Origin of the sequence: Burkholderia sp. SIMBA_051 (genome assembly GCF_046534915.1) — a bacterium.
GTDB lineage: Bacteria > Pseudomonadota > Gammaproteobacteria > Burkholderiales > Burkholderiaceae > Burkholderia > Burkholderia ambifaria.
In genome coordinates this window covers 191,773-217,992 of the sequence record NZ_JAWRXS010000013.1, presented here as the reverse complement: position 1 = coordinate 217,992, position 26,220 = coordinate 191,773, and the positions used below count along the sequence as shown (strand labels likewise).

Below are 26,220 nucleotides of genomic sequence, written 5' to 3'. Positions count from 1 at the left end.
TCATTGCACGACGCGCCACTGGGAGGCCCCGCTCGCACACGTTTGCGGCGCCTGCGCGCAGTCATCGCCTCGCATGCCGGCCTCGATTTCCGGGCACACCTGCCGTTAACCCGGATTTGACCAGCGCCGCTGCCGTCGCAGCCCGCTTCCCGTACGAGCGCGAGCCATGCCTGCATCCCCTTCGATCGAGAAAATTGCCGACTGGGCCGGCCGCCACCACCTGATCGTCGGCGTGCTGGGCACGCTGATGTCGGTCGCGGCGCTCGGCATCAGCGCGGTGACGCTGTGGGCCGCACGCAGCGAAGTCGTCGAACATGCGCACGAGACGTCGCGCAATGTCGCGGCTGTCCTCGTCAGCGAGATCGCGCGCACCGTCGAAACGTCCAACAACGCGCTCGTGTCGCTCGCCGCCGATCTCGGCAACCCGGCGATCGTGCGCCTGAAGGCCGGCTTGCGTCACGACGTGCTGTTCGAGCGCACGGCCGCGCAATACGTGACCGGCATGGGCGTGACGGACCGCGACGGGCGGCTGATCGACGGTTGTTGCGGCCCGACCCACAACTGGGACTTCAGCGATCGCGACTACTTCAAGGTCCATCGCGATTCGGACAACGTCGGCCTGTACGTGTCCGAGGCGTACCGCGCGCGTTCGCGCGGCGGCACCGAATCGATCGCGCTGTCGCGGCGCATCGAACGGCCGGATCATGCGTTCAACGGAATCGCGGTGGTCGCCGTCGATCTCGCCTACTTCGATCAGCTGCTGTCGCGGTTGAATGTCGGACCGCACGGCGTCAGCGCGATCCTGCGCGCGGACGGCACGATCCTCGCGCGCAATCCGCCGTTGACCGATCACCAGATGGTGCGGCTGCGCCGGTCGAAGTCGTTCGAGCGGATGGTGAGCCGCGAAGCGGGCTTCTATGCCGCGCGCTCGAGCATCGACGGGACGTTGCGGCTGTACACGTACCAGCGGGTACCCGGCACGCCGCTGATCGCCGTGGTCGCGCCGGCCGAGCGCGACGTGCTGGCCGGCATCACGCGCCTGACGTGGACGGCAGGCGTGTCGGCGTCCGTGATCGGCGCGCTGTTCTGCGCGGTGGTGTGGCTGCTCGCCTTCGCGCTGCGCGACAACCTGCGCAAGCAGACGCTGCTCACGGACCTCACGCGCACCGATCCGCTGACGGGCCTGCACAACCGTCGCGCGCTCGATGCCGCGCTCGCCGACGAATGGGAACGGCTGCAGCGCGGCAGCGACGGCAGCCTGTCGGTGCTGTTCATCGACGCCGATCACTTCAAGCAGTACAACGACCGCTACGGCCATGCGCAAGGCGACACCGCACTGCGCTTTCTTGCCGAATGCATCCGCGCGCATACGCGACGGCGCGGCGATCTCGCCGCACGTTACGGTGGCGAGGAATTCGTCGCGGTGTTGCCCGACACGGACGAGCGCGGTGCGCAGCAGGTCGCCGAAGCGATTCGCGGCGCCGTGGAGCGCAACCGGCTCGACGGGTTCGACGCGACGATACCGGCCTTCACGGTCAGCATCGGCTGCGCGACCGGCCATCGCGCGCGGCCGCCGTCCATGCATGCGCTCACGCATCAGGCCGACCTCGCCCTCTATGCGGCCAAGCGCCAGGGCAGAAACCGCGTGTGCGTCGCCGACGTGGAATCGCTCGCGCAACCGGCGTGAGCGCCGCGGTTCCGGTCTGCTGATTCGACCGCGCACGCTTGCGCGGTTTGCGCGTCGCCGTCAACTATCGGGCTGCGCCGACGACCGGATCGCTTCGTCCGGCATGTTCAGCATCACGAATTCACCAAATAGTGAGAATTCGTGCGCGTCGACCGCGCGCCGCAACAAATCCTTAACCGCCACGTCACGATCGCCCACGACAATCCGCCATCTTCGACCCTCAGGATGGAGCCTTGCATGTTGGTATTACGGAGCCGTTTCCCGCTGCACGTCGCAGCGCTGTCGAGTGCGTTCGTTCTGGTCGCCTGCGGCGGCGGTGACGACGTCGCGTCGACGAACCCGACCATCGCGGCCGTTCCGGCGCCGCCGGCGGACCTCGGCTTCGTCGACAGCGCCCCCGTGCCGAGCGTGCCGGCCTTCGTCGACAACATCGCGACCAACCAGCGTGGCGACGCGCGCTATGCGACGCTGTCGACCAACGCGGCCGTACGCGTGGTGAGCCGCTTCCTCGACCTGTGGCAGCCGTCGACGATGCTGGTCGATGCGGGCGTGAGCGCGCCGGCCAACGGCGCGTTTCCGGCGATCTCTGCGTCGACCTGCTCGGGCCTGCCCGGCAGCGGCACGCCGTGCGGCACGATCCTCAACGACACGGTGCTGGCGGCCAATGTCCAGTATGTGGTCAACGCAACGACCGCACGCACGCAGCAGCAGGCCGACGCCGCCTACTTCGACGACCGGCGCGGCAAGGGCTACAGCGTGACCGACGGCATGGGCCCGATCACCAGCGCGTGGCGCACGGCCGCGCAGCAGACCACCAGCATCACCAGCGTGCCCGCCGACGCGACGACGGTGCTGTACAACGACGCCGGCAACAACGTCGGCGTCGGCAGCAGCACGAACGCCAGCTTCGGCAAGGTCGTCGACCTGCTCAACGAAATGGGCAACAACGCGTCGACCGAACCGTCGAAGCGCTTCTACAAGTATGCGCGGCCGTATCGCTGGAGTTCGAGCGTCGTCGTCGCGCCGACGCTCGTGCCGGCCGAAAGCACGACGCCCGCGACCGACGGCGGTTTCATCAGCGGCCACCAGGCCGAAGCGATGCGCGATGCGATGACGATGGCGTGGCTCGTGCCGGAGCGATTCCAGGAGATGGTGAGCCGCGGCCTCGAACTGGGCGAGAACCGGATTCTCGCCGGCATGCACTCGCCGCTCGACGTGATCGGCGGCCGCATGCTCGCGCTGGCGGTCAGCGCGGCGAACCTGAGCGCGTATGCGAGCGATGCGCAGGCCGCGTACAACCAGGCCCACCAGGCGCTTCAGCAGCTCACGGGGACGACCGGCACGACGTTCGCCGCGTTCGCGCACTCGGGCACGCCGGCCAACGACCGGTTCGCCGATTACACGGCGAACAAGGCGGCCTTCGCGCGCCGCCTGACGTACGGCTTCGGCGCGATCGAGTCGACCGACGCGCCGCCCGTCGTGCCGAAGGGCGCGGAGATTCTGCTGCAGACGCGCTTCCCGTACCTGAGCGCCGACCAGCGGCGCGTCGTGCTGAAAACGACCGAGCTGCAGTCCGGCTACCCAGTGATGGACGATGCGGAAGGCTGGGGCCGCCTGAACCTGTTCGCCGCGGCCGACGGCTATGGCGCGTTCAACGGCAACGTGATCGTGTCGATGGACGCGTCGCAGGGCGGACTCAACGCGGCCGACCAGTGGCGCAACGACATCGCGGGCGGCGGCAAGCTGACGCTGCAAGGCACCGGCACGCTGACGCTGGCGGGCAACAACCGCTATGCGGGCGGCACGCAGGTCAATGGCGGCACGCTCGCCGCGGCCTCCGCGTCGGCGTTCGGCAACGGCGACGTGTACGTCGGCGCCGGTGGCAACGTCCGGATCGCGGCGAGCGTGCCCGTCACGATCGCGACGCGCTATACGCAGCTCGACAACGCGACGCTGGAGCTCGACATCGACGGCAACGGCGGCGGGCGGCTGCGCGTGGGCGGGCAATTGACCGTTGCGGGCGGCACGCTGCACGTGAAGTTCGTGAACGGCTATGCGCCGAAGGCCGGCGATACGATCGCGCTGATCGACGGCGCGGCGGGCGCGGCGAAGTTCTCGACGGTCACGGTCGATGGGTTCAAGGCGACGCCGGTTTATACGGCGACGGGCGTGTCGGTGAGGTTGTCCGCGTCGTGATCGTTGCGCGGCGCGTACGACGTCGCTTTCATCTTGCTCTTTGGGGGTGACTTGAAAGCGGCGTTCGCCGCGTGGCTCGGCCAGCGACGGAGCGCGCGCATGCCCAGGCGTGGCACGCGCATTGCTACTTGCGACGGATATCCACGGACTTCCGGGCATCGACGTGAAAGGCACAACCGGCGAGATACACATCGGCATCTCAGGCTGGCGCTACGACGGATGGCGCGGCACCTTCTATCCGAAAGGCCTGAAGCAGGCCGCCGAGCTGCAATACGCGTCCGGCCGGATGCAGACGATCGAGATCAACGGCACGCACTACAGCCTGCAATCGCTCTCCAGTTGGCGGCGCTGGTACGACGAAACCCCGCCCGGTTTTACGTTCAGCGTGAAAGGCTCGCGCTATCTGACCCACATGCTGCGCTTTCGCGACGAAACGGCGACGACCGCCTGCGCGAATTTCTTCGCGCAGGGGCTCCTTGCGCTGAATGACAAGCTCGGGCCGATCCTATGGCAATTTCCGCCATCGCTGCGTTTCGACCCCGAGCATATGGAACATTTCCTGAGCCTGCTGCCGCCCGACACCGAAGCCGCGCTCGCCCTCGCGCAACAGCACGACCGCAGGGTCAGGACTCCGTATCTCGAGATCGACCGCAAGCGCAAATTGCGTCACGCTGTCGAAGTGCGTCACGCGAGCTTCGTGGATCCGGCGTTCGTGAAGCTGCTGCGCCGCCACAAGGCCGCGCTCGTCGTGTCGGACTCAACCGAGGCGTGGCCGCAGTTCGAGGATCTGACCGCGCGCTTCGTCTACATGCGGCTGCACGGCACGGAAACGAAGTACTCCGGCGAGTATTCCGATGCGTCGCTCGATCGGTGGGCGCGCAGGATCACGTCGTGGCGCGGCGGCGCGCAGCCCGCCGATGCGCACCTTGCAGCGCCGGACCTGGCGCCGCCGCGCGCGCAGCGGCGCGACGTGTACTGCTATTTCGACAACGACGTGAAAACGAAAGCACCGTTCGACGCTGGGCGCTTGATGGAACGCCTCGGCCTGCATCCGCACGAACCGCTGCCGGAGAAAGCGGCCGCCGCGCGACGGCAATCCGAGCGAGAACCCGAACCGCAAGGAGAAAAATGATGACTCTGCTTATCTACCTGGTCGGATGGATCATTTTCATCGGCGGCGTGGCATGGGGATTGATGACGCTGCACGTGTCGCAGCACATCATCGAGATCGTCGCCGTCATCCTGTTCGGCATCGCGGTGATTACGGGCGCGGTACGCGCACGTACCCGCGACCGGACGTAGCGCACGCGCGCCGCCGCGGTATCGCGAACCCCGCACCGCGCGCGGCGCGGTGTCACGGTTGCGCGTCGATATAGGCAGCCAGTTCTTGCGGGGTGCCCGACGGAAACGCGCTCTTGAGGTGATCGAGAAACGCGGACACGCGCGCGCTCAACAATCGCCTGGAAGGATACAGCGCCCACAGTGCGATGTCCGGCCCCGGCACGTCGCCCCAACTGACGAGGGTGCCGGCGGCGAGATCGCGGCTCACCAGCGACACCGGCAGGCAAGCGGCGCCCAGCCCGAGCCGGACCGTATCGCGCACCATGATCAGCGACGACAGCCGGGCCACCGGCTCGATCGCGATACGTGACGTCGCGGCCGGGCCCGTGACGTCCCATGCGGCGCGCCTGTCGTCGGTGCCGCGAACGACGGCCGGTGCGGCCGCATCGCCGCTCGGCCGTGCCAGCGCCGGCGTCGCCACGACGACCAGCCGGTCGCGCAGGAACACGCGTCCGATCAGGCTCTCGTCCGGGTCGGGGTTCACGCGAATCACGAGGTCATACCCTTCGTCGATCATGTCGACGGGGCGGTCTTCGGTCGTGACTTCCACCCGCACGTCCGGATATTTCAACGCAAACGTCGCCACCAGCTTGCCCATCGCGAAGTGCGAAAAGAGCATCGGCGCGCTGATGCGCAGCCGGCCGTGCGGCCGCTCGCCGCGCGATGCGATCGCCGATGCGCTGTCGGCCAGCTCGGCGAGCAGCGCACCCGTGCGCTCGTAAAGTGCGCGCCCTTCCTGCGTGAGCGTCACGCCGCGCGAGCCGCGCTCGAACAGGCGCAACGCGAGACTGTTCTCCAGTTCCGTGACGCGGCGCGACAGCGTGGCCTTCGGGCGCCCGGCCGCGCGTGCGGCTTCCCCAAAGCTGCCATGACGGGCGACGAGATTGAAATCGGCGAGGGCGAGCAGGTCCATGTGTTCCACCTGTGAGACACCGAGTCTATTTAACACATCTTCCGGATCATGTGTGGATCACCTAACTTACGTGGGCAGTCACCCCACCCTTACTCTCAGGAGCGAACATCATGACCCTTCTCGTTACCGGCGCCACCGGCCGTGTCGGCCGCCAGGTCGTCCATCAACTCGTCAAGCGCAGCGCCGACGTGCGCGTGCTGGTGCGCGAGCCGTCCAAAGCCGATTTTCCGGCGGCGGTGAATGTCGTTCAGGGCGACATGCTCGACATCGACTCGCTGCGCACCGCATTCTCCGGCGTGCGCACGCTGTTCCTGCTCAACGGCGTGGCGGGCGACGAATTCACGCAGGCGCTGATCGCGCTGAATCTTGCGCGTGAGTCGGGTATCGAGCGCGTCGTCTATCTGTCGGTCTTCGATGCCGACCGCTTCGTCAACGTGCCGCATTTCGCGGTGAAATCCGGCGCCGAGCGGATGATCGTGCAGATGGGGTTCAGCGCGACGATCCTGCGGCCCGCGTATTTCATGGACAACGAACTAATGATCAAGGACACAATCGTCGATCACGGTGTCTACCCGATTCCGATCGGCAGCAAGGGCGTCGCGATGGTCGACGTGCGCGACATCGCGGAAGTCGCGGCGATCGAGCTGATCCGCCGCAACGACGCGCCCGGCAAGCTGCCGGTCGAGACCATCAACCTGGTCGGGCCCGACACGCTGACGGGCCCGGAGCTGGCGTCGATCTGGTCGGCGCTGCTTGGCCGTCCGGTGGCCTACGGCGGCGACGATCCCACGGCGTTCGAAAGCAATTTCGCGACTTTCATGCCGAAATGGATGGCCTACGAGATGCGCCTGATGGCCGAACGCTACGTCAGCGACGGGATGGTGCCTCAGGCCGGCGATGTCGAGCGCTTGACCGCGATCCTCGGCCGCCCGCTGCATGCGTACCGCGACTTCGCGGCCGCGCTCATCCGCTGAGCGCGGCGCGGCGCGGTGCGACGCCGTCGTGCGGCGTAACGGCGGCGTCAATATAATCGGCTGGGCCCCACATATCGATGAATCGGCAACGTGCCGGTTTCGATCCTGCCTACCACCACTGGATCTGGAGACGAGATGACCCTTCCCGCCGCTGCGTTCGCCGAATCGTTCGACCTCGAGGCTGCCTTCGCCGATGTATCCGAATACTGGTCGCCCAAGGTCGTCGCGCAGGTCAACGATCAGTACGTGAAGGTCGCGAAGGTTCGCGGTCAGCTCGTGTGGCACGACCATGCGCATGAAGACGAGCTGTTCTTCGTCGTGCGCGGGCATCTGAGGATCGAGTATGAAGGCGGCCGCGTCGTCGACTTGCCCGCCGGCTCGATGCACGTGGTGCCGCGCGGCACGCAGCATAACCCGGTCGCCGACGACGAATGCTGGATCGTGCTGATCGAGCCCGTGCAGACGAAGCACACCGGCGATGTCGAGTCACCGTTGACGCGCACGATCGACGAGCAACTGGGTCAGGTTCGCTGAATTCAGCGGCCGGCGCGGACGCAGCGGCCGGACGATGCGATGTACGACGCCCACGCCCGCGTCAACCGCGAGCGGCCCCGACCCCGTCGAGTTCGCGCACCGCGTCGTCCGGCAACACCAGCGCGCCGGCAGCGAGATTCTCGCGCAGATGCGCGACCGACGACGTTCCCGGAATCAGCAGGATGTTCGGCGCGCGGCGCAGCAGCCATGCGAGCGCGGTCTGCATCCGCGTCGCGCCGAGCCGCGCGGCCACCGCGTCGAGCGTCGACGACTGCAACGGATTGAAGCCGCCGAGCGGAAAGTACGGTACGTAGGCAATGCCGTCGCGACCCAGCGCATCGATCAGCTCATCGTCGTCGCGATGCGCGAGGTTGTAATGATTCTGCACGCATGCGATGTCGCAGATCCGCCGGCCTTCGGCGATCTGCGCGGCCGTGACGTTGCTCAGGCCGATGTGTCGCACGAGGCCCTGCCGCTGCAGTTCGGCGAGCGCAGACAGCGGCGCCTCGATCGAGCCTTCGGCCGGCCCGTGCACGTCGAACATGATCCGCAGATTGACGACGTCGAGCACGTCGAGACCCAGGTTGCGCAGGTTGTCGTGCACGGCGGCCGCCAGCGCGTCGGCGGAGAACGCCGGCAGCCATGAACCGTCGTCGCCGCGCGTCGCGCCGATCTTGGTCACGATCAGCAGATCGTCGCGATACGGATGCAATGCTTCGCGAATCAGCTGGTTGGTCACATGCGGACCGTAGAAGTCGCTGGTGTCGATGTGATCGACGCCCGCTTCGACGGCTTCGCGCAACACGGCGAGCGCCGCGTCGCGATCCTTCGGCGGCCCGAACACGCCCGGCCCGGCCAATTGCATTGCGCCATAACCGAGGCGGTGAACGCGGCGGCCCGCCAGGGAAAACGTGCCGGATTGAATGACGGGGGACATGATCGTGCTCCTGTATGAACGGGTGAATCGCAGGTTACGCCGCGGGGCGCTGCACGATAAGCGGTCATAATGCGCACAACCTGTACGAAAAGGCGAACAATGCAAGTCGATCTCGGCGATCTGAACGCGTTCGTGGCGGTGGCGCGCGCGAAGGGCTTCCGCGAGGCTGCGCGCGTGGCCAACGCCAGTGCATCGGGGCTCAGCGAAGCGGTGCGCCGGCTGGAGGCGCAACTGGGTGTGCGGCTGCTGCACCGCACGACGCGCAGCGTGTCGCCGACCGAAGCCGGCGCGCGTCTGTTCGCGCGGCTCACGCCGGCGCTGAGCGAGGTGGAGGCGGCGCTCGACGTGGTGAACACGTTCCGCGAGAAGCCGGTCGGCACGCTGAAACTCAACGTTCCGATGAGCGCGGCGCGGCTCGTGCTGCCGTCGATCGTCCCGCGCTTTCTCGATGCGTATCCGGAGATCCGGCTCGAGGTCGTGGCCGACGAAAGCTTCGTCGATATCCTCGCGGCCGGCTGCGACGCCGGCATTCGCTACGACGAGCGCCTCGAACAGGACATGATCGCCGTGCCGATCGGCCCACGTTCGCAACGCCTCGCGACCGCCGCGGCGCCCGCCTATCTCGACCGGCGCGGCCGCCCCGCCCATCCGCGCGACCTGCTCGATCACGCATGCCTGCGCGGCCGCTTCGCGAGCGGCGCGATGCCGGCGTGGGAATACGAGCGCGACGGCGAAGTGGTGCGCGTGGAGCCGTCGGGCCCGCTCGTCGTGCAGATCGGCGGCGCCGTCGATCTCGTCGTGGACGCGGCCTGTGCGGGGCTCGGCATCGTGCATCTGTACGAAGACTGGCTGCGCCCGTACTTCGCGAGCGGCGCGCTCGAGCCCGTGCTCGACGGCTGGTGGCGGCCATTCTCAGGCCCGTACCTGTACTACCCGGGGCGGCGCTTCGTACCGGCTCCGCTGCGCGCGTTCGTCGACTTCATCAAAGCCGACGCGGGATAGAAGGGATAGAACCGCACCTCACCGCCGGTTCGAACGCGACACCACGTCGATCCACACCGCCAGCACCAGCACCGCGCCCTTGACGATCATCTGCCAGTACGCGTCGACGTCGAGCATCGACATCCCGTTGTCGAGGCTCGCCATCACGAGCGCACCGATCAGCGCGCCATAGACGGTGCCCGACCCGCCGCGCATCGACGTGCCGCCGATGAAGCACGCGGCGATCGCGTCGAGTTCGCCCATCGTGCCGGCCGACGGCGAGCCGGCCGCGAGCCGCGCGGTGTTGACGATCCCCGCGAACGCGCACATCAGCCCCATCAGCGCGAAGATCGCCAGCTTCACGCGATCCGTATCGACGCCCGACAGCCGCGTCGCCTCCAGGTTCGAACCCACCGCATAGATGCGTCGGCCGAACACGGTCTGCGTCGCGATCCACGAGAACGCGCCGAGCAGCGCAAGCAGCAGCAGCACGGGCACGGGGATGCCGCCGTAGCGGTCGAGCATCGCGACGAACGCGAACAGCACGGCCCCGGCGCCGACGATCTTCGCGGCGTCCTGCCACACCGGCGCGACCGCGAGCCGGTAACGGCGCCGCGTGCCGCGCTGCCGGACGACCAGCAGCGCGACGAGCGCGAACAGCAGCAGCGCGAGGCCGTCGCCCGCCACGCGCGGCAGGTAGCCCTGGCCGATGAACACGAAGCCGTCGGACACCGGCGCGATCGTCGAGCCGCCCGTCACGCCGAGCAGGATCCCGCGAAATGCGAGCATCCCGCCGAGCCCGACGATGAACGACGGCACGCGACGGTAGGTCGACCACCAGCCGTTGAACAACCCGACCAGCACGCCGAGCGCGAGCACCGCCGGCACCGTCACCGCGACGGGCCAGTGACGATTGACGTCGAGGATCGCCGCGACGCCGCCGAGCAGCCCGAGCAGCGAACCGACCGACAGGTCGATCTCGCCCGCGATGATCACGAACACCATCCCGCACGCGAGCATTCCGGTGATCGACATCTGCCGCAGCAGGTTCGACACGTTGCGCGGCGTGACGAACGCCCCATCGGTCAGCACCGAAAAGAACACCCAGATCGCCGCGACCGCGAACAGCAGCGCGAGCACCTTGTAGCGCACGAATATCTGGCGCAACGGATGGCCGTGCGTGCGGCGCGTGTCGGCGTCCGGCGGCACGGCGGAAGAGGAAGACAGTTCGGTATTCATGGGTTACTCGCTGCAATGGGTTCGGCCGGACGCCGCGCTGGTGTCAGTGCGGCGCCGAGGATCTGTTCCTGCGTGAGGCCGTCGTTCACGAAATCGCCGCGCAGCTCGCCTTCGCCGATCACGAGCACGCGATCGGCCAGCCCGAGCACTTCCGGCAACTCCGACGACACGACGATCAGCGCGACGCCGCGTTTCGCGAGCGCAAAGATCAGCCGATAGATCTCCGCCTTCGCGCCGACGTCGACGCCGCGGGTCGGTTCGTCGAGGATCAGCACCTGCGGGTCGGCCAGCAGCATCCTGGCGAGCACCGCCTTCTGCTGGTTGCCGCCGGACAGGCTCGCGATCGGCAGGAACGGATGCGCGGCGCGCACCGACAGCCGCTGCATCTCCGTGCGGATCGCATCGAGCTCGGCGGCTGCGTCGATCCGTCCGCGCGTCGCGAAACGGCGCAGCACCGACAGCGTGATGTTGTGGCCCACGCCAAGCTGCGGCACGATCCCGTGGCGCTTGCGGTCCTCCGGCACCATCGCGATGCCCGCGCGGATCGCGTCGGCCGGCGCGCGGATCGCGAGCGGCCGGCCGTTCATCCGCACGCTCGCCGTGCTCGCGCCCGGATACGCGCCGAAGATCGCCTGCATCAACTCGGTGCGGCCCGCGCCGACGAGCCCGGCGACGCCAAGGATCTCGCCGCGCCGCACGCTGAACGATACGTCGTCGACGCGCTTGCGGCGCGGGTTCGCGACGTCGTGACAGGTCACGTTGCGTGCTTCCAGCACGACGTCGCCGATCTCGTGCGGCTCGCGCGGATACAGGTTGCGGATCTCGCGGCCGACCATCATCGCGATGATCCGGTCGGTCGTCAGCGTACTCATCGGCTCGGTCGCGACATGGCGGCCGTCGCGGATCACGGTCACGGTGTCGCATACCGCGTCGACTTCGTCGAGCTTGTGCGAGATGTACACGCACGCGACACCGCGACGCTTCAGGTCGCGCACGATGTCGAGCAGGATGCGCGTCTCGGCGGCGCTCAGCGACGACGACGGCTCGTCGAGAATCAGCAGCTTCGCGCGCTTGTTCAGCGCCTTCGCGATTTCGATCAGCTGCTGGTGGCCGCCGCCGTAGTTCATCACCGGCTGCGCGACGTTGATCGCGTCGATCCGCAGCTCGCGCAGCAGCGCTTCCGAACGCCGCACCATCTCCGCATAGTGCATGCGCCCGCCGGGCAGCGTGATCTCGTTGCCGAGAAAGATGTTCTCGGCAACCGACAGCTCGGGCACGAGCATCAGCTCCTGATGAATGATCACGATGCCCGCGCGCTCGGTGTCGCGCACGCCGGATGCGACAAGCGGCGCGCCTTCCCAGCGGATCTCGCCGTCCCACGTGCCGTGCGGGTAGACGCCCGACAGCACCTTCATCAGCGTCGACTTGCCGGCGCCGTTCTCGCCGCACAGGCCGACGCACTCGCCCGGACGCACGGTCAGGTCGATTCCGTCGAGCGCCTTCACGCCGTCGAATGCCTTGACGATGCCGCGCATCGTCAGCAAGGGTTCGGTCATACGTTCATCGCCTCGCAGTGAGCACGCGGCCGCCCGTCTGGCCGGCCGCGTGCATCGCCGCCGTCGTGCCGTTACTGGCTCGCCAGCTGGGCCTGGGTGTAGAAGCCGTCCTTCACGACGACGTCGACGTTGCGCTTCGTCAGCAGCGTCGGCTGCAGCAGCACCGTGTCGACCTTCTTCTTGCCGTTGTCGTATTGCGCGTTGAACGCGGGCTTCGCGCCCTTCGCCAGATCGACCGCGAGCTTCGCGGCTTCGCTCGCGATCAGCTTCAGCGGCTTGTAGACCGTCATCGTCTGCGTGCCGGCGATCACGCGCTTGACCGCCGCGAGATCCGCATCCTGCCCGGACACCGGCACCTTGCCGGCCAGATGCTGCGCGGCGAGCGCCTGGATCGCGCCGCCCGCGGTGCCGTCGTTCGACGCGACGATCGCGTCGATCTTGTTGTTGTTCGCGGTCAGCGCGTCCTCGACGATCCGCAGCGCGGTCGACGCGCTCCACTCGGGCACCCATTGCTGGCCGACGAGCTTGATGTCGCCGCGGTCGATCGCCGGCTTCAGCACCTTCAGTTGTCCTGCGCGCAGCATCTTCGCGTTGTTGTCGGTCGGCGCGCCGCCGAGCAGGAAGTAGTTGCCCTTCGGCTTCGCGTCGAACACGCCCTGCGCCTGCAGTTCGCCGACCTTCTCGTTGTCGAACGAGATGTACGCGTCCACATCCGCATCGAGGATCAGACGGTCGTACGACACGACCTTGATGCCGGCCTTCCGCGCTTCGGCGACGACGTTGCCGAGCGTCTTCGAATTGAACGGCACGATCACGATCACGTCGACGCCGCGCGAGATCAGGTTCTCGATCTGGGAAATCTGCCGCGCCTCGCTTGCGTCGGCCGACTGCACCGACACCTTCGCGCCGAGCTTCGTCGCGGCCGCGACGAAATAATCGCGATCGCGCGACCAGCGCTCGACGCGCAGGTCGTCGATGCAGAAGCCGATCTCGGGCTTGTCCTTGCTCGCCTGCGCGGGCGGTGCGCCCAGCGCGAGGATCGCCAGTGCGGCGGCGCCGGCAAGCGAGCTCAATACGGTACGACGCGTCACGGATTTCATGTCTCCAACTCCTTGTTATTGGACAACCTCACGAACGCCGGGCGGCCGCCGGAATGCGCCGCCCGCATCGAGTCACTGCAACGCGCAGGCATTCAGCACGTCATGCGCCCGTTGCAAACACCGGTTCGAGCGCGCGGTAAAGCGCGCGAAACGTCGGACGCCGCACGTCGCGATACCACGCATGCCGCGCGAGGTCGGGCTCGCGCACCGCGACGATTGGCGGCTGCGGGCACACGTCGTCGAGCGACGCATCCGGTTCGAGCGCGAGACGCGCAAGGCGCGCGGCGCCCAGCGCCGGCCCCACTTCGCCGCCCGCGCGCAGCGTCAGCGCGCGGCCGCTCAGGTCGGCGAGCATCTGCGTCCAGTACGCGCTGCGCGAGCCGCCGCCGATCACCGTGATGCTGTCGGGCGCGAGCCCGGCCGCATGCAGCGCGTCGATGCCGTCGAGCAGCGCGAAGCCGACGCCTTCGAGCGTCGCGTTCGCGAGATCCGCACGCTGCGTGTCGGGCGTGAGCCCGTAGAACACGCCCTTCGCATTCACGTCGTTGTGCGGCGTCCGCTCGCCGCTCAGGTACGGCAGGAACCACGGGCGGCTCGTGCGCGCGTTCGTCTCGGCATCGTCGAGCAGCGCCGCGACGCCGCCATAACCGGCCAGCTGCGCGCTGAAGTCGAGGCAGCCGGCCGCGTTCAGCATCACCGACATCAGGTGCCACGTATCGGGCAGCGCGTGACAGAAGCTGTGCACCGCTGATTCCGGATTCGCGCGAAACCCGTCCGACACCGCGAAATAAACGCCAGACGTGCCGAGCGACAGCAGCGCATCGCCAGGCCGCACGATGCCGACGCCCACCGCGCCGGCCGCGTTGTCGCCGCCGCCGGCCACCACCGGGATCTCGCGCAGCCCGAGCGCGCGCGCGACGGCCGGCAGCAGCGTGCCGGTCACGCGGTTGCCCTCGAACACGGTCGGCATCTGCGCGCGCGACAGCCCGCATGCGGCCAGCAGCGCGTCGTCGTAGTCGCGCTTCGCGACGTCGAGCCACAGCGTGCCGGCGGCATCCGACGGATCGGTTGCGAACGCACCGGTCAGCCGGTAGCGCAGATAGTCCTTCGGCAGCAGCACGTGCGCGATGCGCGCGAACACGTCGGGCTCGTGACGGCGCACCCACAGCAGCTTCGGCGCGGTAAAGCCGGGCATCGCGATGTTGCCGGCCACCGTGCGCAGCGCGGGCGCGCGCCGCTCGAGTTCCGCGCACTCCGCATCCGCGCGGCCGTCGTTCCAGAGAATCGCGGGGCGCAGCACGTCGCCATGCGCGTCGAGCAGCGTCGCGCCATGCATCTGCCCGGTCAGCCCCAGCGCGGCGATGTCATGCGGATCGATGCCGGCCGCGCGTGCTTCATCGACGAGCGCGGCGAGCGCGCCGGATGCCGCGTCCCACCAGTCGCGCGGCGCCTGTTCGGACCAGCGCGGCCGCGGCCGGCTCACCGTCAGCGGGCGGCTCGCGCTCGCGCGCACCGCACCGTCGCGGTCGAGCAGCACCGCCTTCACGCCCGACGTGCCGAGATCGAGTCCGATATACATGGCGTCAGCGCAGCCCGTAGATCGCCTGGTTCACGATGTTCTCGAGCCGCTCCTGCGCGCCGCTCGCATGCCGCGGGTCCACGCCGCGCGCGAGCGCGTCGTCGGCGAGCGACTGCAGCGTATAGCCGCCCGACAGGATCTTCTGGCCGAACGCATCGTCCCACTGCGCGTAGCGCTGCCGGCGCAGCGCGTCGAGCCGGTCGTTCTCGACCAGCACCGCCGCGCGTTCCAGCGCGAGCGCAAGCACGTCGATCGCGCCGACGTGGCCGTAGAACAGGTCTTCCGGATCGACGCTCTGGCGGCGCACCTTCGCGTCGAAGTTCATCCCGCCGGTGGTAAAGCCGCCGTGGCGCAGGATCTCGTAGAACGCGAGCGTCAGTTCCTCGACGCTGTTCGGAAACTGGTCGGTGTCCCAACCGTTCTGCGGGTCGCCGCGGTTCGCGTCGACGCTGCCGAACACGCCGAGCGCGAACGCATTCGCGATCTCGTGATGGAACGAATGACCGGCGAGCGTCGCGTGGTTGGCCTCGATGTTCACGCGGATCTCGTTCTGCAGTCCGTACTGCACGAGAAAGCCGTGTACGGTCGCGACGTCGTAGTCGTACTGGTGCTTGGTCGGCTCCTGCGGCTTCGGCTCGATCAGCAGCGCGCCCTTGAAGCCGATCCGGTGCTTGTGCTCGACGACCATCGACAGGAAGCGCGCGAACTGCTCGCGCTCGCGCTTCAGGTCGGTATTGAGCAGCGTCTCGTACCCTTCGCGGCCGCCCCACAGCACGTAGTTCTCGCCGCCGAGCCGGTGCGTCGCGTCGAGCGCGTGGCACACCTGGGCCGCGGCCCACGCGAATACATCGGGGTTCGGGTTCGTCGCGGCGCCCGCCGCGAAGCGCGGGTGCGAGAACAGGTTCGCGGTCCCCCACAGCAGCCGCACGCCGCTCGCCTGCTGGCGCTCGCCGAGATAGTCGACCATCCGCGCGAAATTGGCCGCGTACTCGCGCAGGCTGTCGCCCTCCGGCGCGACGTCCGTGTCGTGGAACGTGTAGAACGGCGTACCGAGCTTCGTGAAGAATTCGAATGCCGCATCCGCCTTCAGCCGCGCCCGCTCGAGTGCGTCGCCCGGTTGCTGCCAGGGCCGCTGGAATGCGCCCTGCCCGAAGATGTCGTGCCCCGGCCATACGAACGTGTGCCAGTAGCACACGGCAATCCGCAGATGCTCGGCCAGCGTCTTGCCGAGCACGCGCTTGTCGACGTCGTAATGGTGGTAGGCCAGCGGGTTGTCCGACTGCGGACCTTCGTAACGAATCGCGGGAATGTGTTCGAAATACGACATGGTGTCTCCGTGCAGGCTCTTGTTGCAGCGCAACGCGCGTCGCGGCGACGCACGCGGCCGAATTCGGTTGACTGGATCGTGCCCGTGCGCCTGCCGGCCGGCAATTGCGAAATTGCGCAGCATGCTTAACGTTTCTTGCCAGTTGCTGCGCGCGACGCGCGTTCCGTCCTACAATCGCCGGACACCAGAACAACACGCGCCGCCGCCCCGGGCGCGCCCCCGGAGACAACGGCACGACGCGCCCGGCGCGCGTGCCCCGACACCAGATGAACCGCGCCCCTTCCGCCCAGACACCGCACCGCATCGCGCTGCTGTTCAACGCGAACAAGGTCTACGACCGCGAGATCATCAGCGGCATCGGCCAGTACCTGCACACGACGCGCGTCGTGTGGGACCTGTTCCTCGAAGACGACTTCCGCTGCCGGCTCGCCGGCATCGAGCGCTTCGACGGCGACGGCATCATCGCGGACTTCGACGATCCGGCCGTCGCCGACGCGCTCGCCGGCTCGCCGCTGCCGATCGTTGCGGTCGGCTCGTCGTACGAGGATCCGGCGCAGTATCCGGACGACGTCCCATATATTGCGACCGACAACCCCAAGCTCGTGTCGCTCGCCTATACGCACCTGATCGGCGCGGGGCTCGCGCATTTCGCGATGTACAGCCTGCCGGTCGCCCAGGAGAACCGCTGGGCGCAGCAGCGCGAGCTCGCATTCGACCGGCTCGCGCGCGCGGACGGGCTCGACGCGCCGATCTACCGCGGCGTGTCGACGAGCGCGTCGGGCTGGGATCACGCGATCGAGCAGCTGATCGGCTGGCTGCATGCGCTGCCGAAACCCGTCGGCGTGATCGCCGTCACCGATGCGCGCGCGCGGCACCTGCTGCAGGCGTGCCTGATCGCCGGCATCGCGGTGCCGGAACAGGTCGCGATCATCGGCATCGACAACGATCCGCTCACCCGCACGCTGACGCGCATTCCGTTGTCGTCGGTGATCCAGGGCACCGAGGAAATGGGCCGCACCGCCGCACACCTGCTGCACCGGATGCTGCGCGGCGCGCGTTTTCCGGGGCAGCGCATCCTCGTGCCGCCGGTCGGCATCAACGTGCTCGAATCGACGCGCCACCAGCCGCTCGCGAGCCCGCACGTGATGCGCGCACGGCATTTCATCCGCCAGTACGCGTGCCAGGGGATCAAGACCGAACAGGTCGCCGACTATGTCGGGGTGTCGCGCTCGCTGCTCGAAGAACACTTCCGGCGCGAACTGCAGCGCACCGTGCACCAGGAAATCCTGCGTCACAAGCTCGAGGCCGCCCAGGCGCTGCTCGCGGCCCGCAATGCGTCGAGCGCGGAAGTCGCGATCCGCTGCGGCTTCACGTCGCTGCAATACATGTATGCGGTGTTCCGCCGCGAACTCGGCTGCACGCCGCGCGAATACCAGGAACGCACCGCGCCCGCCCACTGAATTCACCGCCCACGAGCGAACCCACTCATGCACATCGATACCGCCACTTCCCGCCCGGCAGCCGAGCTCGGCCGCATTCCGTCCGAGCCTTGGGGCACGCCGCCCGGCGGCGATCCGGTGCGGCGCTATACGCTGCGCAACGCGCACGGGATGCGCGTCGTCATCAGCGATCTCGGTGCGACCGTCGTGTCGTGGCTCGCCCCCGACCGCACCGGGCGCTTCGCCGATATCGTGCTGGCCCATGACACGCCGGCCGATTACATCGACTCGGGCGCGTACCTCGGCGCGACGGTCGGCCGCTGGGCGAACCGGATCGCGGCTGCGCGCTTCACGCTCGACGGCGTCGACTACACGCTCGACCGCAACGAGAACGGCAACCTGCTGCACGGCGGCGCGAGCGGCTTTCATCGCGCGCGCTGGGACGTGATCGACGACCACGGCGGGTTGACGCTGCGGCTCGATTCGCCGGAAGGCGATGCCGGGTTCCCCGGCAACGTGCGCGTGCAGGTGCGCTACACGCTCGACGACGACGGCACGCTGACGATCGACTATACGGGCGTGACCGATGCGCCCACGCCGTTGAACCTGACGAATCACAGCTACTTCAACCTGAGCGGACGCGCGGGCAGCGACGTGCGCGGGCATCTGCTGCAGATCGATGCCGATGCGTTCGTCGAAGTGGACGACGCGCTGATCCCGACCGGCACGGCCGACGTGACGGGCAGCGCGTTCGATTTCCGGCAGAGCGCGCCGATTGGCGCGCGCCTCGACTGGCCGCATGCGCAGCTCGCTCGCGGGCGCGGCTTCGACCACTGCTACGTGCTGCGCGACCCCGGGCGCGGCGTGCGGCCCGTCGCGGCGATCTACGATCCGGAAAGCGGCCGGGAGCTCGCCGTGTCGACGGATCAACGCGGGCTGCAGCTCTATACGGGCAACTATCTGGACGGCGTGCGCGCAAGCGGCGGCGTGTCGTGCGTGCAGCACGCGGCGCTGTGCGTCGAAGCCGGGTTCTTTCCGAACCAGGTGAACATGAACGCGTTGCGCGACGAAACCATCCTTCAGCCGGGCGACACCTATCGCCAGACGACGCGGTATCGGGTCGGCGTGCGGGGGTAGTAGATCCATCGGACCGCATCGCTTACGAACGCCGCAATCTCCAGACAACCATGCACACCCGTCAACATGCCTGCTCCGAGACCGATCCCACCGCATGCACCGATAACGCTGATTCGGGCCTATTTGAGCTTGGGTCGGTGGGTCGAGGATGAAATGCGGTCGACATTGCAGTTCTCAAATGTTCGCCGACACGCCGCCAATAGGCCAGCGTCATGGTTTCGTTATTGTTGAAATCGGCCGCGAAGAGGGCAGAATCAACGATCTTGGCCAATTGGACTTCGCCGTCTTGCAATGCCTTGACATAGGGTTTCGCCACTTCAGCCAGGGTAAGGATGCGCTGGAAGTATTGTTCGCCCGCGCGAGGATTGCCTGGTTCGAATCCCTGTGTGACCGTATGCTCCAGAGCGCTTTCCCAATCGATCGTGCCGGCCAGCAACAACAGGAAGCCGTTCAGATGCACGTCGCGAAGATAGTGATCGCGCTTATCTTCCGTGAAGGTACGGAATATCCGCTCCCGGATACGGCTTCCTTGCAGCAGCGCCAAGGACTGCCGGCGCCCGAGTTCGGCGAGATGGATTTGCAAGGCCTTTTCACGCTCTGCTCGCTTCGGCAAGTATTCCTCTCTAAGCGAGTCCGTCGCGGCCATGACGTACAACAGCGTGTCCAACGCTTCCGAAAGAAAAGACGGCCCCCCCGATCGGGAGATAATCGGGAGAATATCGAAAAACGACTGCTGGTTGGGCCACCTATACATATTGGATAATGCCTGTGTCATCACGTCCGGCTTCAGCCGCCACAGTCCCAGGCCCTTCTGATAAAGCGCTTCGATAGACCCGCACCGATCGTCGATTGCGACCTTACCGAGCTTTTCCCAAAGCAAAATATAGTTACCGCCATTCAGCGAAAGCTCGGGCCCTCGATTTATCGCCATTTCTTCCATGAACTGAGGCAGCAATAAAAGCTCGGCAAGTTCTTGGACATGAACCTCCTCAACCGGCTCATATCTTCCAAGGGCATCAACGGCTTCCTTCCGGGCCTCGGGATTCGGCGCCCGCCGCGCTTCCGTAATCACGAAATACGCACGGAACCACTTGACCAGCGAGCGATCGTTGCTAGGCTTCGGAGTACTGGTTCGCATCACCTTCACGATATTCGTTGCGATGACGTTCCAATTCTCACTCCTGCTCAACGGCAGCAGGGAGTCTGGTGCCCCCCGTCTCATCGCCTTCGCACGCAGGATGGCCAGCACGCGGAAAGCGTCAGAGGATGTGGCACTACCCATCCAGCGCGTGAATTCCAGCGCGAACATTTTCAATGCGCTGATGCCGCTGGCATTGCGCAAGAGTTGCAGCGCCTCGCCCAACGAGCCCGACTCGAGAATCCGTTGCCACTGCGGCACGAGCAAATGATTCATGGCCAGGTCCGGATTCGACGAACCATAGCGAAGTTGCGCAAAGTACGTCATCAGGCTCAGTTTGCTGCTTTCGTTCGCGGTAACGTGCTTCTTGCTTCCGCTGCCCAGTTGATCGATCAAGTTCTGGTGTTCGGCAAGTTCATCACTCTTTTCGGACACCGATATCACGCCGTCTCGACCCCCAGACACCACAAAGGCTGCCAGCACATCGAGCGGAATCGACGGATGCCGGTAATAAAGCACCACCAGTTCATTGACAAAACACACCATTCGGCGAATCGAGATTTCTGCATCGCTGCGGTACCGACGACCGAAAAACTCGACGATACAATCCTCGGCTTCGTTTTCCAGCAAGCGGCCGAAAGCCTCCCGCAATCGTTTTCTGAGACTCTGCTGCCAGGCAATCAATGTCGGCGGCGGAATATCGATCCTCAGTTGAAACAACTTCTCGGCCAGCCCCACTTCCATGTTCGCACCACCGGATGCGACCGTTTTTTCCGTTTCGATTGTGCCCTCAGCCGGTGCGTTCTCGGTCGGTGTACCACCAGCCGTGGCTTTGTCAGCCGGCGCTTCGATTGCGGCATCGGACCACGGCACAAGCACCCACATGCGCTCATACCAATCCGAGCCGACGACCTGCTTGTTTTCAACGAACGATTTCAGAAACCCCCAGGCGGCATTGCGCTCCTCCTCGCTCAGGCGATCGAGATTGTCGAGCACGATAATCAATCGACGCCGTGTATCGCCGGCGAGCGCAGCCTCAATGATGCGATGGAAGTAATTGGCAAATTCGATGCTGGTCGGCACCGGATCCTCGGTCGCGTCCACGGTCTCGGACACGACCCCCTTATTGGCCAGCACCGATGCCAACCCGTTGAAAAAAAGTATCCAGACGCCGATCCCCACAACCGCGGCCAGAAGTGCCAACCGCGCCATATCCGGTGTCATGAACGGCGGCAGCAACGCGAGCTTGCCGGCCGCGAATGACTGCACCGGCGCCAATCGCTTGGTCAGTTCCGGCAACAGCGGCTTGATCACGCGATGCCACAGCGGATCTTTGATCGCCCAGGCCACGCCCGCAGTAACGACCAATCTCCCCAGCCAGCCCACTTTGACCTTGGCTTGGCGCCTCGACACTCGACGGCGCCCCGCCAGTCGTTCGGCGAACGTATTCCAATTCGTCCCCCGAGCGGTCGTCTGCTGCCCGGCATCGCCGAGGCGACGACACAGGCTGCGAAGCCAGGTTCGAAAAGACCCATGCAACCATATCGACTGATCGTATCGAGGTCGATCGCTCAGGCTCGTCAGGAGGTCGGACAGAAACGCGCGGCGCAACGGATCACCGGAATGCGCCCAGGCGTCATAGAGAAACACATGCGCATCGATCGGCCCATCGCCGTGCCTGCCCAAGCCGACCCAAGCAGCTCCGCGGACAAGAAGCCTTTTGGGCAAAGCAATGCAGCGACGCCAACCGGCTCGCTCGTGAGTATCGGGCTTCGCTTCCTCTGTCAGCGCCTTCTCGAGCAGGCGAATGAAGGTTGACTTACCCGTCCCCCAACTGCCGTTGATCGATACAGTCATGCCGCCGGTCGTATGGACCAGCATGCGATGGATGGCCTTGACCAAGTCGTTAAACGACCCGATATCATCAACTGACGACGGCGTGTCTCTGATCAGTTGCGGCCACTGTTCTTTCTGCTCTTCCGCCTTGCCCTGCGTGGTCTGCTTCATCTTGTTATGTGCTGGATTGCGTTCTTCGATCTGGTCACCTGCCCAGCCCCGGGGCAGTCTTTCTGACAATCGGTCGTCAAGCCCCTCATTGGACCGCATCATTTTGACCGCCCTCGATGAATTCCACCACCTCGTCCTTTGCATCTCAGGCGAAACATGCGCTCAACACGGACCAGGCACAGGCATCCCGAACCCGGTGCAACCGTGTACGGTCGCATCATTTCAGTGACGGGCTGACACCGGCTATTGCCTAACGAAAGCACAAATCCGCGTCCAGATTCATTCTCCACTTGTCAAATTCGTTTCGCCCGTCGACATCATCATTGTGGTTCACAGCTGTGCAAAGGCTCTAGTCGGATTGCCTGTCTCGTGCAGCGAGGCAATACTCAAGCAATGCGATTGCTCGATCCATTTCTTGAGTGAGACCGTAACTCAGCATGTTGACAAAATGGAAAGACGGCACAAGCAACGCAAAATCCTTAATCCATGGATCCAAATGGCTCCACGTTGGAATCATCAACATTACGAAGGCGACCGTCGCCGGGAAAAATCCAATCTTGTCGAGCGATCCAGCAAGCATCATCCCGCGCCGCTCGAACGCGAGTCGTTGGTGACGATAGTGCGCCAATACGTATTCGGTTGCCTCCCGGTCGCATCTGTTCAGCTCGAGCACCATTACAAAATCTAGCTTGATAGCATCATCCAAAGCTTCGATCAATGGAGTAAACGGTGCGCGATAGATTGTTCGAAAAAAAGGGATCGACTGAACCATGGGGGATAGGAGTAGCGCGATTCCCAGCAGCGTAACCAGGATGCACATGACGAGTACCGTCTCGGTCAGCGGATGGCTGTCCCAGACACGACCAAGAAGCGCGAAAACTGCACATTCGGCCAAGCCAACCAACGCGAGATTACGAACCCATCCTTCCGCATTTTCAACGCGCACCGCCCATCTGCTCTTCGACTTCTCAGGCCGCTTTCTGGTTGTGAGTCGTGCCACAACGCCCTTGACTTCTTCGATATCGCGCCAATGAATTATCGGGTCAACGCGTTTATCCATGTCAACTCCACCATATCGCCATCGTAATTTATTAAAACAAAATAATCGATTATTAACAAAACCGCTTAAATATTTAAATTCGACAAAAAATCATACTGATTCACCGTCGCTTCGAGCGAGTCACGGGTAGGCGAAGCACCTTAACATCAAGCGGTGTTCTTGCACTACACAAAACCATTTCAATCGCCTACACACTTGAGGACCGTTGCCGTTAGCTCACATACGCCCCGACAGAATCCGACACACGCGCTCGACACTATGTCCAGTCTCATCATAAGTCGCTTGCCGATGGTCGTGGACTGGCAATCCAGTTCTCTCTTTACTTGTGCGTCTGAACGGAAGCATATCTCTGTAACCAGCGCAAGTTATCCTTCCTGTTATAGGGCTGCGGTCCGCACGCCCATCGCCAGATAGTAGGCAACGCACGCGTTCTTTGCATCGGCATCGGCGGCTGCGCTACGCTCGTTCTCGCCTCGTGTCGTCTCGTATCGAGGCTGAAATTTAAGCGCTTAAACTGCCGATGCCCGCGATCAGGCAATCGACCGACCGGGCCAAACACTGGAGGATGACAATGAATAGAAGATCGATGTTGCGCTGGAGTGTCTCGACCGCCGCACTCGCCTACGTCAACCTGGCCGGCGCGCTGCCGGCCGTCGCGCAAGGCGTTGGGCGCGGCGCCGGCGGCGTCCCGTTCGCGATGGGCGCGGACGTGTCGACGCTGCCGGAGCTCGAAGCGCACGGCGCGCAATATTTCGACCGCGGGCATCCGCGCGACTGCCTGAAGATCCTGCACGCGCATGGCGTCGATTCGATCCGCATCAAGGTCTGGAACGATCCCGGCAACCCGGACTTCTTCCCCGCGAACCAGAGCGATGCGGCCAGCTACAACAATGCCGCACACGTCGTGGCGCTCGCGAAACGTGCGGCCGCGCTCGGGATGCGCATCCTGATCGACTTCCACTACAGCGACTGGTGGGCCGACCCCGGCAAGCAATACCCGCCGCATGCATGGGCCGGCAAGAATCTCGCCGAGACATGCGCGCTGCTGTCGGCCTATACGACCGACGTGCTGCGCCAGCTGCAGCGCGCCGGCGTGCGGCCCGAGTGGGTGCAGATCGGCAACGAGATCACCGGCGGCATGCTGTGGCCGCTCGGCCGCTACGACCAGTGGGACAACCTCGCGCAGCTGCTGAAGACGGGCCGCGATGCGGTGAAGGCCGTCGATCCGCGCATCAAGGTGATGCTGCACATCGACAGCGGCGGCGACAACGCGAAAAGCCGCTGGTGGTTCGACAGCGCGACGCAGCGCGGCGTGACGTTCGACGTGATCGGCCTGTCGTATTACCCGCAGTGGCAAGGCTCGCTCGATGACCTGCGCAACAACGCGAACGACCTCGCGGTGCGCTACGACAAGGAGCTGATCGTCGTGGAAACCGCGTATCCGTGGACCACCAGCGACGGCGACTCGGAACCGAACGCGATGACCAACACGGGCTCGACCGCGTTCCCGCCGTCACCGGCCGGCCAGGCGCAATTCCTCGCGGCGGTCGTCGATATCGTGAAGGGCATGCCGGGCAACCGCGGCAAGGGCGTGTTCTGGTGGGAACCGGAATGGATCCCGACACCGGGCGTGGGCTGGAAGGTCGGCGCGGGTGATCAATGGGACAACAACACGTGGTTCGACTTCCACGGCAACGCGCTGTCGTCGCTCGACGCGCTCCGCCGGCGCTGACCCATCCCGGCGTCACGGCATCACCGCACTGGCGCCTTGCGCGTCAGTGCGGTGCGTCGAAGCGGCGCCGGGCAGGCGCTGCCGTGCCGCTTGCGTCATTCGCACCGCCCTGCTTGCCGCGCGCATCCCGCGCGAGCAGCGCGAATGCGACGAGCGCAAGCCCGCAGCACCCCGCGAACGTCGCGCGATAGCCGAACAGGTCGACACACGCGCCCGACAGCACGCCCGACGCGATCGAGCCGACCCGTGCGGTGCTGAAGAACATCGCGGTCGCGGTGCCGGGGCGCGTCGGCATCAGGTCGCATACGCGCGTCATCCCGAGGCAGGACGTGATCGCGACCACGCACGCGCTCAGCAGTTGAAGCGGCAGGATCATGTCGACCCGCGTCACCGCCGCGAGCCCGATGAAATACGCGGCGTGCACGGCCGCGCACGCGGTCAGCCAGCGTGCCTTGTCGAGTCGCGTCGACCGGACGCCAAGCCACAGCATCATCGGGATCTCGAGCAATGCGGCGAGACCCAGCGCGGCCGACACGTTCGTGGGCGTGCCGCCGAGCCCGCGCACGATGTACAGCGGCAGCACGATCATCGTCGCGTTCGCCGCGAGCCCGATCAGCGTGAGCGCGACGAGGGTCCGCAGCACGCTCGCGCGCGGCGCGACGACGATCGCCGTCGTATCGACGGGCGTCTTTGCGTCGTGGCCGACCGCTTGCACATGAACGGCTGCCGGCCGCCGCGCGGGCTCCGGAATCCGCGCGACGATCGCCGCGCACGCGACAAAGCCCGCGGCGGCCGCGAGAAAGAGCCCGGTAAAGCCCGTCTGCGCGAGGATCAGCGCGCCGAGCGCGGGGCCGAACACCCACGCGACCGACAGCATCGTGCGCAGCGCGGCCGATGCGAGTTCGCGCTGCGCATCGTCGTCGACCGGCAGCACCGCGCGCGCGAACGAAAAGATCTGCGACAGCGACACGGCACCCGCGCCAAGCAGGATCGTGCCGGCCGCGATCACCGGCCCGTGCGCGCGCAGTACGCACAGCAGCGCGAAACCGAGCGCGGCCGCAGCGAGCGATACGACGAGTAGCGGCCGGTGGCGGTCGCGACGGTCCGACCACCGCCCGGCCCACGTGCTCGCGACCACCCCGCTCGCCGCGATCAGCGTCATGAAGACGCCCGCGAGCAACGGCGACATCCCGGCCGCTTCCACGCCGAACAGCGACAGGTACGGCGCGGTAAACGACATCGCGACGCCGAGCATCAGCGCCGCCGCGGACAGCGGCACGAAATGCGCGATCCGCGCGAGGCGCGCGACATGCAACCGCGGCGACGGCAACGACTGCATCGCG

At 66.1% G+C, this 26,220-nt stretch carries 21 protein-coding genes; 10 read left to right on the top strand and 11 right to left on the bottom strand.

The features are described from left to right. The first annotated feature begins 166 nt into the window (after window positions 1–166). On the top strand, window positions 167–1,687 hold the full coding sequence (locus SB771_RS28235) for a GGDEF domain-containing protein (RefSeq protein ID WP_175661582.1): 1,521 nt from the start codon (window positions 167–169) through the stop codon (window positions 1,685–1,687). A gap of 60 nt (window positions 1,688–1,747) precedes the next feature. On the opposite strand, the gene SB771_RS28230 is transcribed toward SB771_RS28235, so the two are convergent. Next, entirely contained in the window at window positions 1,748–1,885 is a 138-nt protein-coding gene (locus SB771_RS28230; RefSeq protein ID WP_175661583.1) for a hypothetical protein, read from the bottom strand. Between the two features lie 39 nt (window positions 1,886–1,924). On the opposite strand from SB771_RS28230, the gene SB771_RS28225 reads away from it, so the two are divergent. The 3 genes from SB771_RS28225 (at window position 1,925) to SB771_RS28215 (ending at window position 5,185) form a co-directional block, all read left to right on the top strand. Then, entirely contained in the window at window positions 1,925–3,883 is a 1,959-nt protein-coding gene (locus tag SB771_RS28225; protein ID WP_175661584.1) for a phosphatase PAP2 family protein, read from the top strand. A gap of 163 nt (window positions 3,884–4,046) precedes the next feature. Next, on the top strand, window positions 4,047–5,015 hold the full coding sequence (locus SB771_RS28220) for a DUF72 domain-containing protein (protein ID WP_175661585.1): 969 nt from the start codon (window positions 4,047–4,049) through the stop codon (window positions 5,013–5,015). Continuing rightward, window positions 5,012–5,185, top strand: coding sequence for a hypothetical protein (locus SB771_RS28215; protein WP_011661214.1), 174 nt, complete (start codon window positions 5,012–5,014; stop codon window positions 5,183–5,185). The genes SB771_RS28220 and SB771_RS28215 overlap by 4 nt, the downstream gene beginning before the upstream one ends. 52 nt (window positions 5,186–5,237) lie before the next feature. On the opposite strand, the gene SB771_RS28210 is transcribed toward SB771_RS28215, so the two are convergent. After that, window positions 5,238–6,137 carry a LysR family transcriptional regulator gene (locus tag SB771_RS28210; protein ID WP_175661586.1) on the bottom strand — a complete coding sequence of 300 codons (900 nt, stop codon included), beginning with the start codon at window positions 6,135–6,137 and terminating at the stop codon, window positions 5,238–5,240. A gap of 110 nt (window positions 6,138–6,247) precedes the next feature. Between SB771_RS28210 and SB771_RS28205 the strand changes: the two genes are divergently transcribed. Continuing rightward, a complete protein-coding gene (locus SB771_RS28205) occupies window positions 6,248–7,111 on the top strand; it encodes an SDR family oxidoreductase (RefSeq protein ID WP_175661587.1) in 864 nt (287 codons plus the stop codon). Between the two features lie 135 nt (window positions 7,112–7,246). Next, window positions 7,247–7,645: a cupin domain-containing protein gene (locus SB771_RS28200; RefSeq protein WP_175661588.1), complete on the top strand. Its 399-nt coding sequence runs from the start codon at window positions 7,247–7,249 to the stop codon at window positions 7,643–7,645. 61 nt (window positions 7,646–7,706) lie between these two features. Here the strand turns inward: SB771_RS28200 and SB771_RS28195 are convergent, their stop codons facing one another. Then, window positions 7,707–8,582, bottom strand: coding sequence for an aldo/keto reductase family oxidoreductase (locus tag SB771_RS28195; protein ID WP_279607328.1), 876 nt, complete (start codon window positions 8,580–8,582; stop codon window positions 7,707–7,709). Window positions 8,583–8,681: 99 nt separating this feature from the next. Here SB771_RS28195 and SB771_RS28190 point away from each other — a divergent pair, with 99 nt between their 5' ends. Then, window positions 8,682–9,584 (top strand): LysR family transcriptional regulator, encoded by a 903-nt coding sequence (locus SB771_RS28190; protein ID WP_175661589.1) that lies wholly within the window; start codon window positions 8,682–8,684, stop codon window positions 9,582–9,584. A gap of 18 nt (window positions 9,585–9,602) precedes the next feature. Here the strand turns inward: SB771_RS28190 and SB771_RS28185 are convergent, their stop codons facing one another. From SB771_RS28185 to xylA, 5 genes are all read right to left on the bottom strand, one after another. Beyond that, window positions 9,603–10,802: a sugar ABC transporter permease gene (locus SB771_RS28185; protein ID WP_175661590.1), complete on the bottom strand. Its 1,200-nt coding sequence runs from the start codon at window positions 10,800–10,802 to the stop codon at window positions 9,603–9,605. Continuing rightward, on the bottom strand, window positions 10,799–12,358 hold the full coding sequence (xylG, locus tag SB771_RS28180) for a D-xylose ABC transporter ATP-binding protein (protein ID WP_175661591.1): 1,560 nt from the start codon (window positions 12,356–12,358) through the stop codon (window positions 10,799–10,801). The genes SB771_RS28185 and xylG overlap by 4 nt, the downstream gene beginning before the upstream one ends. 71 nt (window positions 12,359–12,429) lie before the next feature. Further along, entirely contained in the window at window positions 12,430–13,458 is a 1,029-nt protein-coding gene (gene xylF / locus SB771_RS28175) for a D-xylose ABC transporter substrate-binding protein (protein WP_175661592.1), read from the bottom strand. Between the two features lie 100 nt (window positions 13,459–13,558). Further along, window positions 13,559–15,037 (bottom strand): xylulokinase, encoded by a 1,479-nt coding sequence (xylB, locus tag SB771_RS28170; protein WP_175661593.1) that lies wholly within the window; start codon window positions 15,035–15,037, stop codon window positions 13,559–13,561. A gap of 4 nt (window positions 15,038–15,041) precedes the next feature. Beyond that, window positions 15,042–16,364 carry a xylose isomerase gene (xylA, locus tag SB771_RS28165; RefSeq protein WP_175661594.1) on the bottom strand — a complete coding sequence of 441 codons (1,323 nt, stop codon included), beginning with the start codon at window positions 16,362–16,364 and terminating at the stop codon, window positions 15,042–15,044. Between the two features lie 266 nt (window positions 16,365–16,630). Between xylA and SB771_RS28160 the strand changes: the two genes are divergently transcribed. Both SB771_RS28160 and SB771_RS28155 read left to right on the top strand, forming a co-directional pair. Beyond that, window positions 16,631–17,824 carry a XylR family transcriptional regulator gene (locus tag SB771_RS28160; protein ID WP_175661595.1) on the top strand — a complete coding sequence of 398 codons (1,194 nt, stop codon included), beginning with the start codon at window positions 16,631–16,633 and terminating at the stop codon, window positions 17,822–17,824. Between the two features lie 27 nt (window positions 17,825–17,851). After that, a complete protein-coding gene (locus SB771_RS28155) occupies window positions 17,852–18,940 on the top strand; it encodes an aldose epimerase family protein (protein ID WP_175661596.1) in 1,089 nt (362 codons plus the stop codon). 61 nt (window positions 18,941–19,001) lie between these two features. Here SB771_RS28155 and SB771_RS28150 read toward each other — a convergent pair whose 3' ends face one another. Continuing rightward, on the bottom strand, window positions 19,002–22,085 hold the full coding sequence (locus SB771_RS28150; RefSeq protein WP_175661597.1) for a P-loop NTPase fold protein: 3,084 nt from the start codon (window positions 22,083–22,085) through the stop codon (window positions 19,002–19,004). 349 nt (window positions 22,086–22,434) lie between these two features. Next, a complete protein-coding gene (locus SB771_RS28145) occupies window positions 22,435–23,145 on the bottom strand; it encodes a hypothetical protein (protein ID WP_175661598.1) in 711 nt (236 codons plus the stop codon). A 571-nt stretch (window positions 23,146–23,716) separates the two neighbouring features. On the opposite strand from SB771_RS28145, the gene SB771_RS28140 reads away from it, so the two are divergent. Further along, entirely contained in the window at window positions 23,717–24,877 is a 1,161-nt protein-coding gene (locus tag SB771_RS28140) for an arabinogalactan endo-beta-1,4-galactanase (protein WP_175661599.1), read from the top strand. Between the two features lie 43 nt (window positions 24,878–24,920). Here SB771_RS28140 and SB771_RS28135 read toward each other — a convergent pair whose 3' ends face one another. Beyond that, on the bottom strand, window positions 24,921–26,216 hold the full coding sequence (locus SB771_RS28135; RefSeq protein WP_175661600.1) for a sugar efflux transporter: 1,296 nt from the start codon (window positions 26,214–26,216) through the stop codon (window positions 24,921–24,923). Between the last annotated feature and the right edge of the window lie 4 nt (window positions 26,217–26,220).

Coding starts and splice junctions, on each gene's coding strand:
- SB771_RS28135 (WP_175661600.1), bottom strand. CDS start 26,216: ATGCAGTCGTTGCCGTCGCCGCGGTTGCATGTCGCGCGCCTCGCGCGG.
- SB771_RS28140 (WP_175661599.1), top strand. CDS start 23,717: ATGAATAGAAGATCGATGTTGCGCTGGAGTGTCTCGACCGCCGCACTC.
- SB771_RS28190 (WP_175661589.1), top strand. CDS start 8,682: ATGCAAGTCGATCTCGGCGATCTGAACGCGTTCGTGGCGGTGGCGCGC.
- SB771_RS28215 (WP_011661214.1), top strand. CDS start 5,012: ATGATGACTCTGCTTATCTACCTGGTCGGATGGATCATTTTCATCGGC.
- xylF (WP_175661592.1), bottom strand. CDS start 13,458: ATGAAATCCGTGACGCGTCGTACCGTATTGAGCTCGCTTGCCGGCGCC.
- SB771_RS28235 (WP_175661582.1), top strand. CDS start 167: ATGCCTGCATCCCCTTCGATCGAGAAAATTGCCGACTGGGCCGGCCGC.
- SB771_RS28195 (WP_279607328.1), bottom strand. CDS start 8,582: ATGTCCCCCGTCATTCAATCCGGCACGTTTTCCCTGGCGGGCCGCCGC.
- xylG (WP_175661591.1), bottom strand. CDS start 12,358: ATGACCGAACCCTTGCTGACGATGCGCGGCATCGTCAAGGCATTCGAC.
- SB771_RS28185 (WP_175661590.1), bottom strand. CDS start 10,802: ATGAATACCGAACTGTCTTCCTCTTCCGCCGTGCCGCCGGACGCCGAC.
- SB771_RS28150 (WP_175661597.1), bottom strand. CDS start 22,085: ATGAAGCAGACCACGCAGGGCAAGGCGGAAGAGCAGAAAGAACAGTGG.
- xylB (WP_175661593.1), bottom strand. CDS start 15,037: ATGTATATCGGACTCGATCTCGGCACGTCGGGCGTGAAGGCGGTGCTG.
- SB771_RS28210 (WP_175661586.1), bottom strand. CDS start 6,137: ATGGACCTGCTCGCCCTCGCCGATTTCAATCTCGTCGCCCGTCATGGC.
- SB771_RS28200 (WP_175661588.1), top strand. CDS start 7,247: ATGACCCTTCCCGCCGCTGCGTTCGCCGAATCGTTCGACCTCGAGGCT.
- SB771_RS28160 (WP_175661595.1), top strand. CDS start 16,631: ATGAACCGCGCCCCTTCCGCCCAGACACCGCACCGCATCGCGCTGCTG.
- xylA (WP_175661594.1), bottom strand. CDS start 16,364: ATGTCGTATTTCGAACACATTCCCGCGATTCGTTACGAAGGTCCGCAG.
- SB771_RS28145 (WP_175661598.1), bottom strand. CDS start 23,145: ATGGATAAACGCGTTGACCCGATAATTCATTGGCGCGATATCGAAGAA.
- SB771_RS28225 (WP_175661584.1), top strand. CDS start 1,925: ATGTTGGTATTACGGAGCCGTTTCCCGCTGCACGTCGCAGCGCTGTCG.
- SB771_RS28155 (WP_175661596.1), top strand. CDS start 17,852: ATGCACATCGATACCGCCACTTCCCGCCCGGCAGCCGAGCTCGGCCGC.
- SB771_RS28205 (WP_175661587.1), top strand. CDS start 6,248: ATGACCCTTCTCGTTACCGGCGCCACCGGCCGTGTCGGCCGCCAGGTC.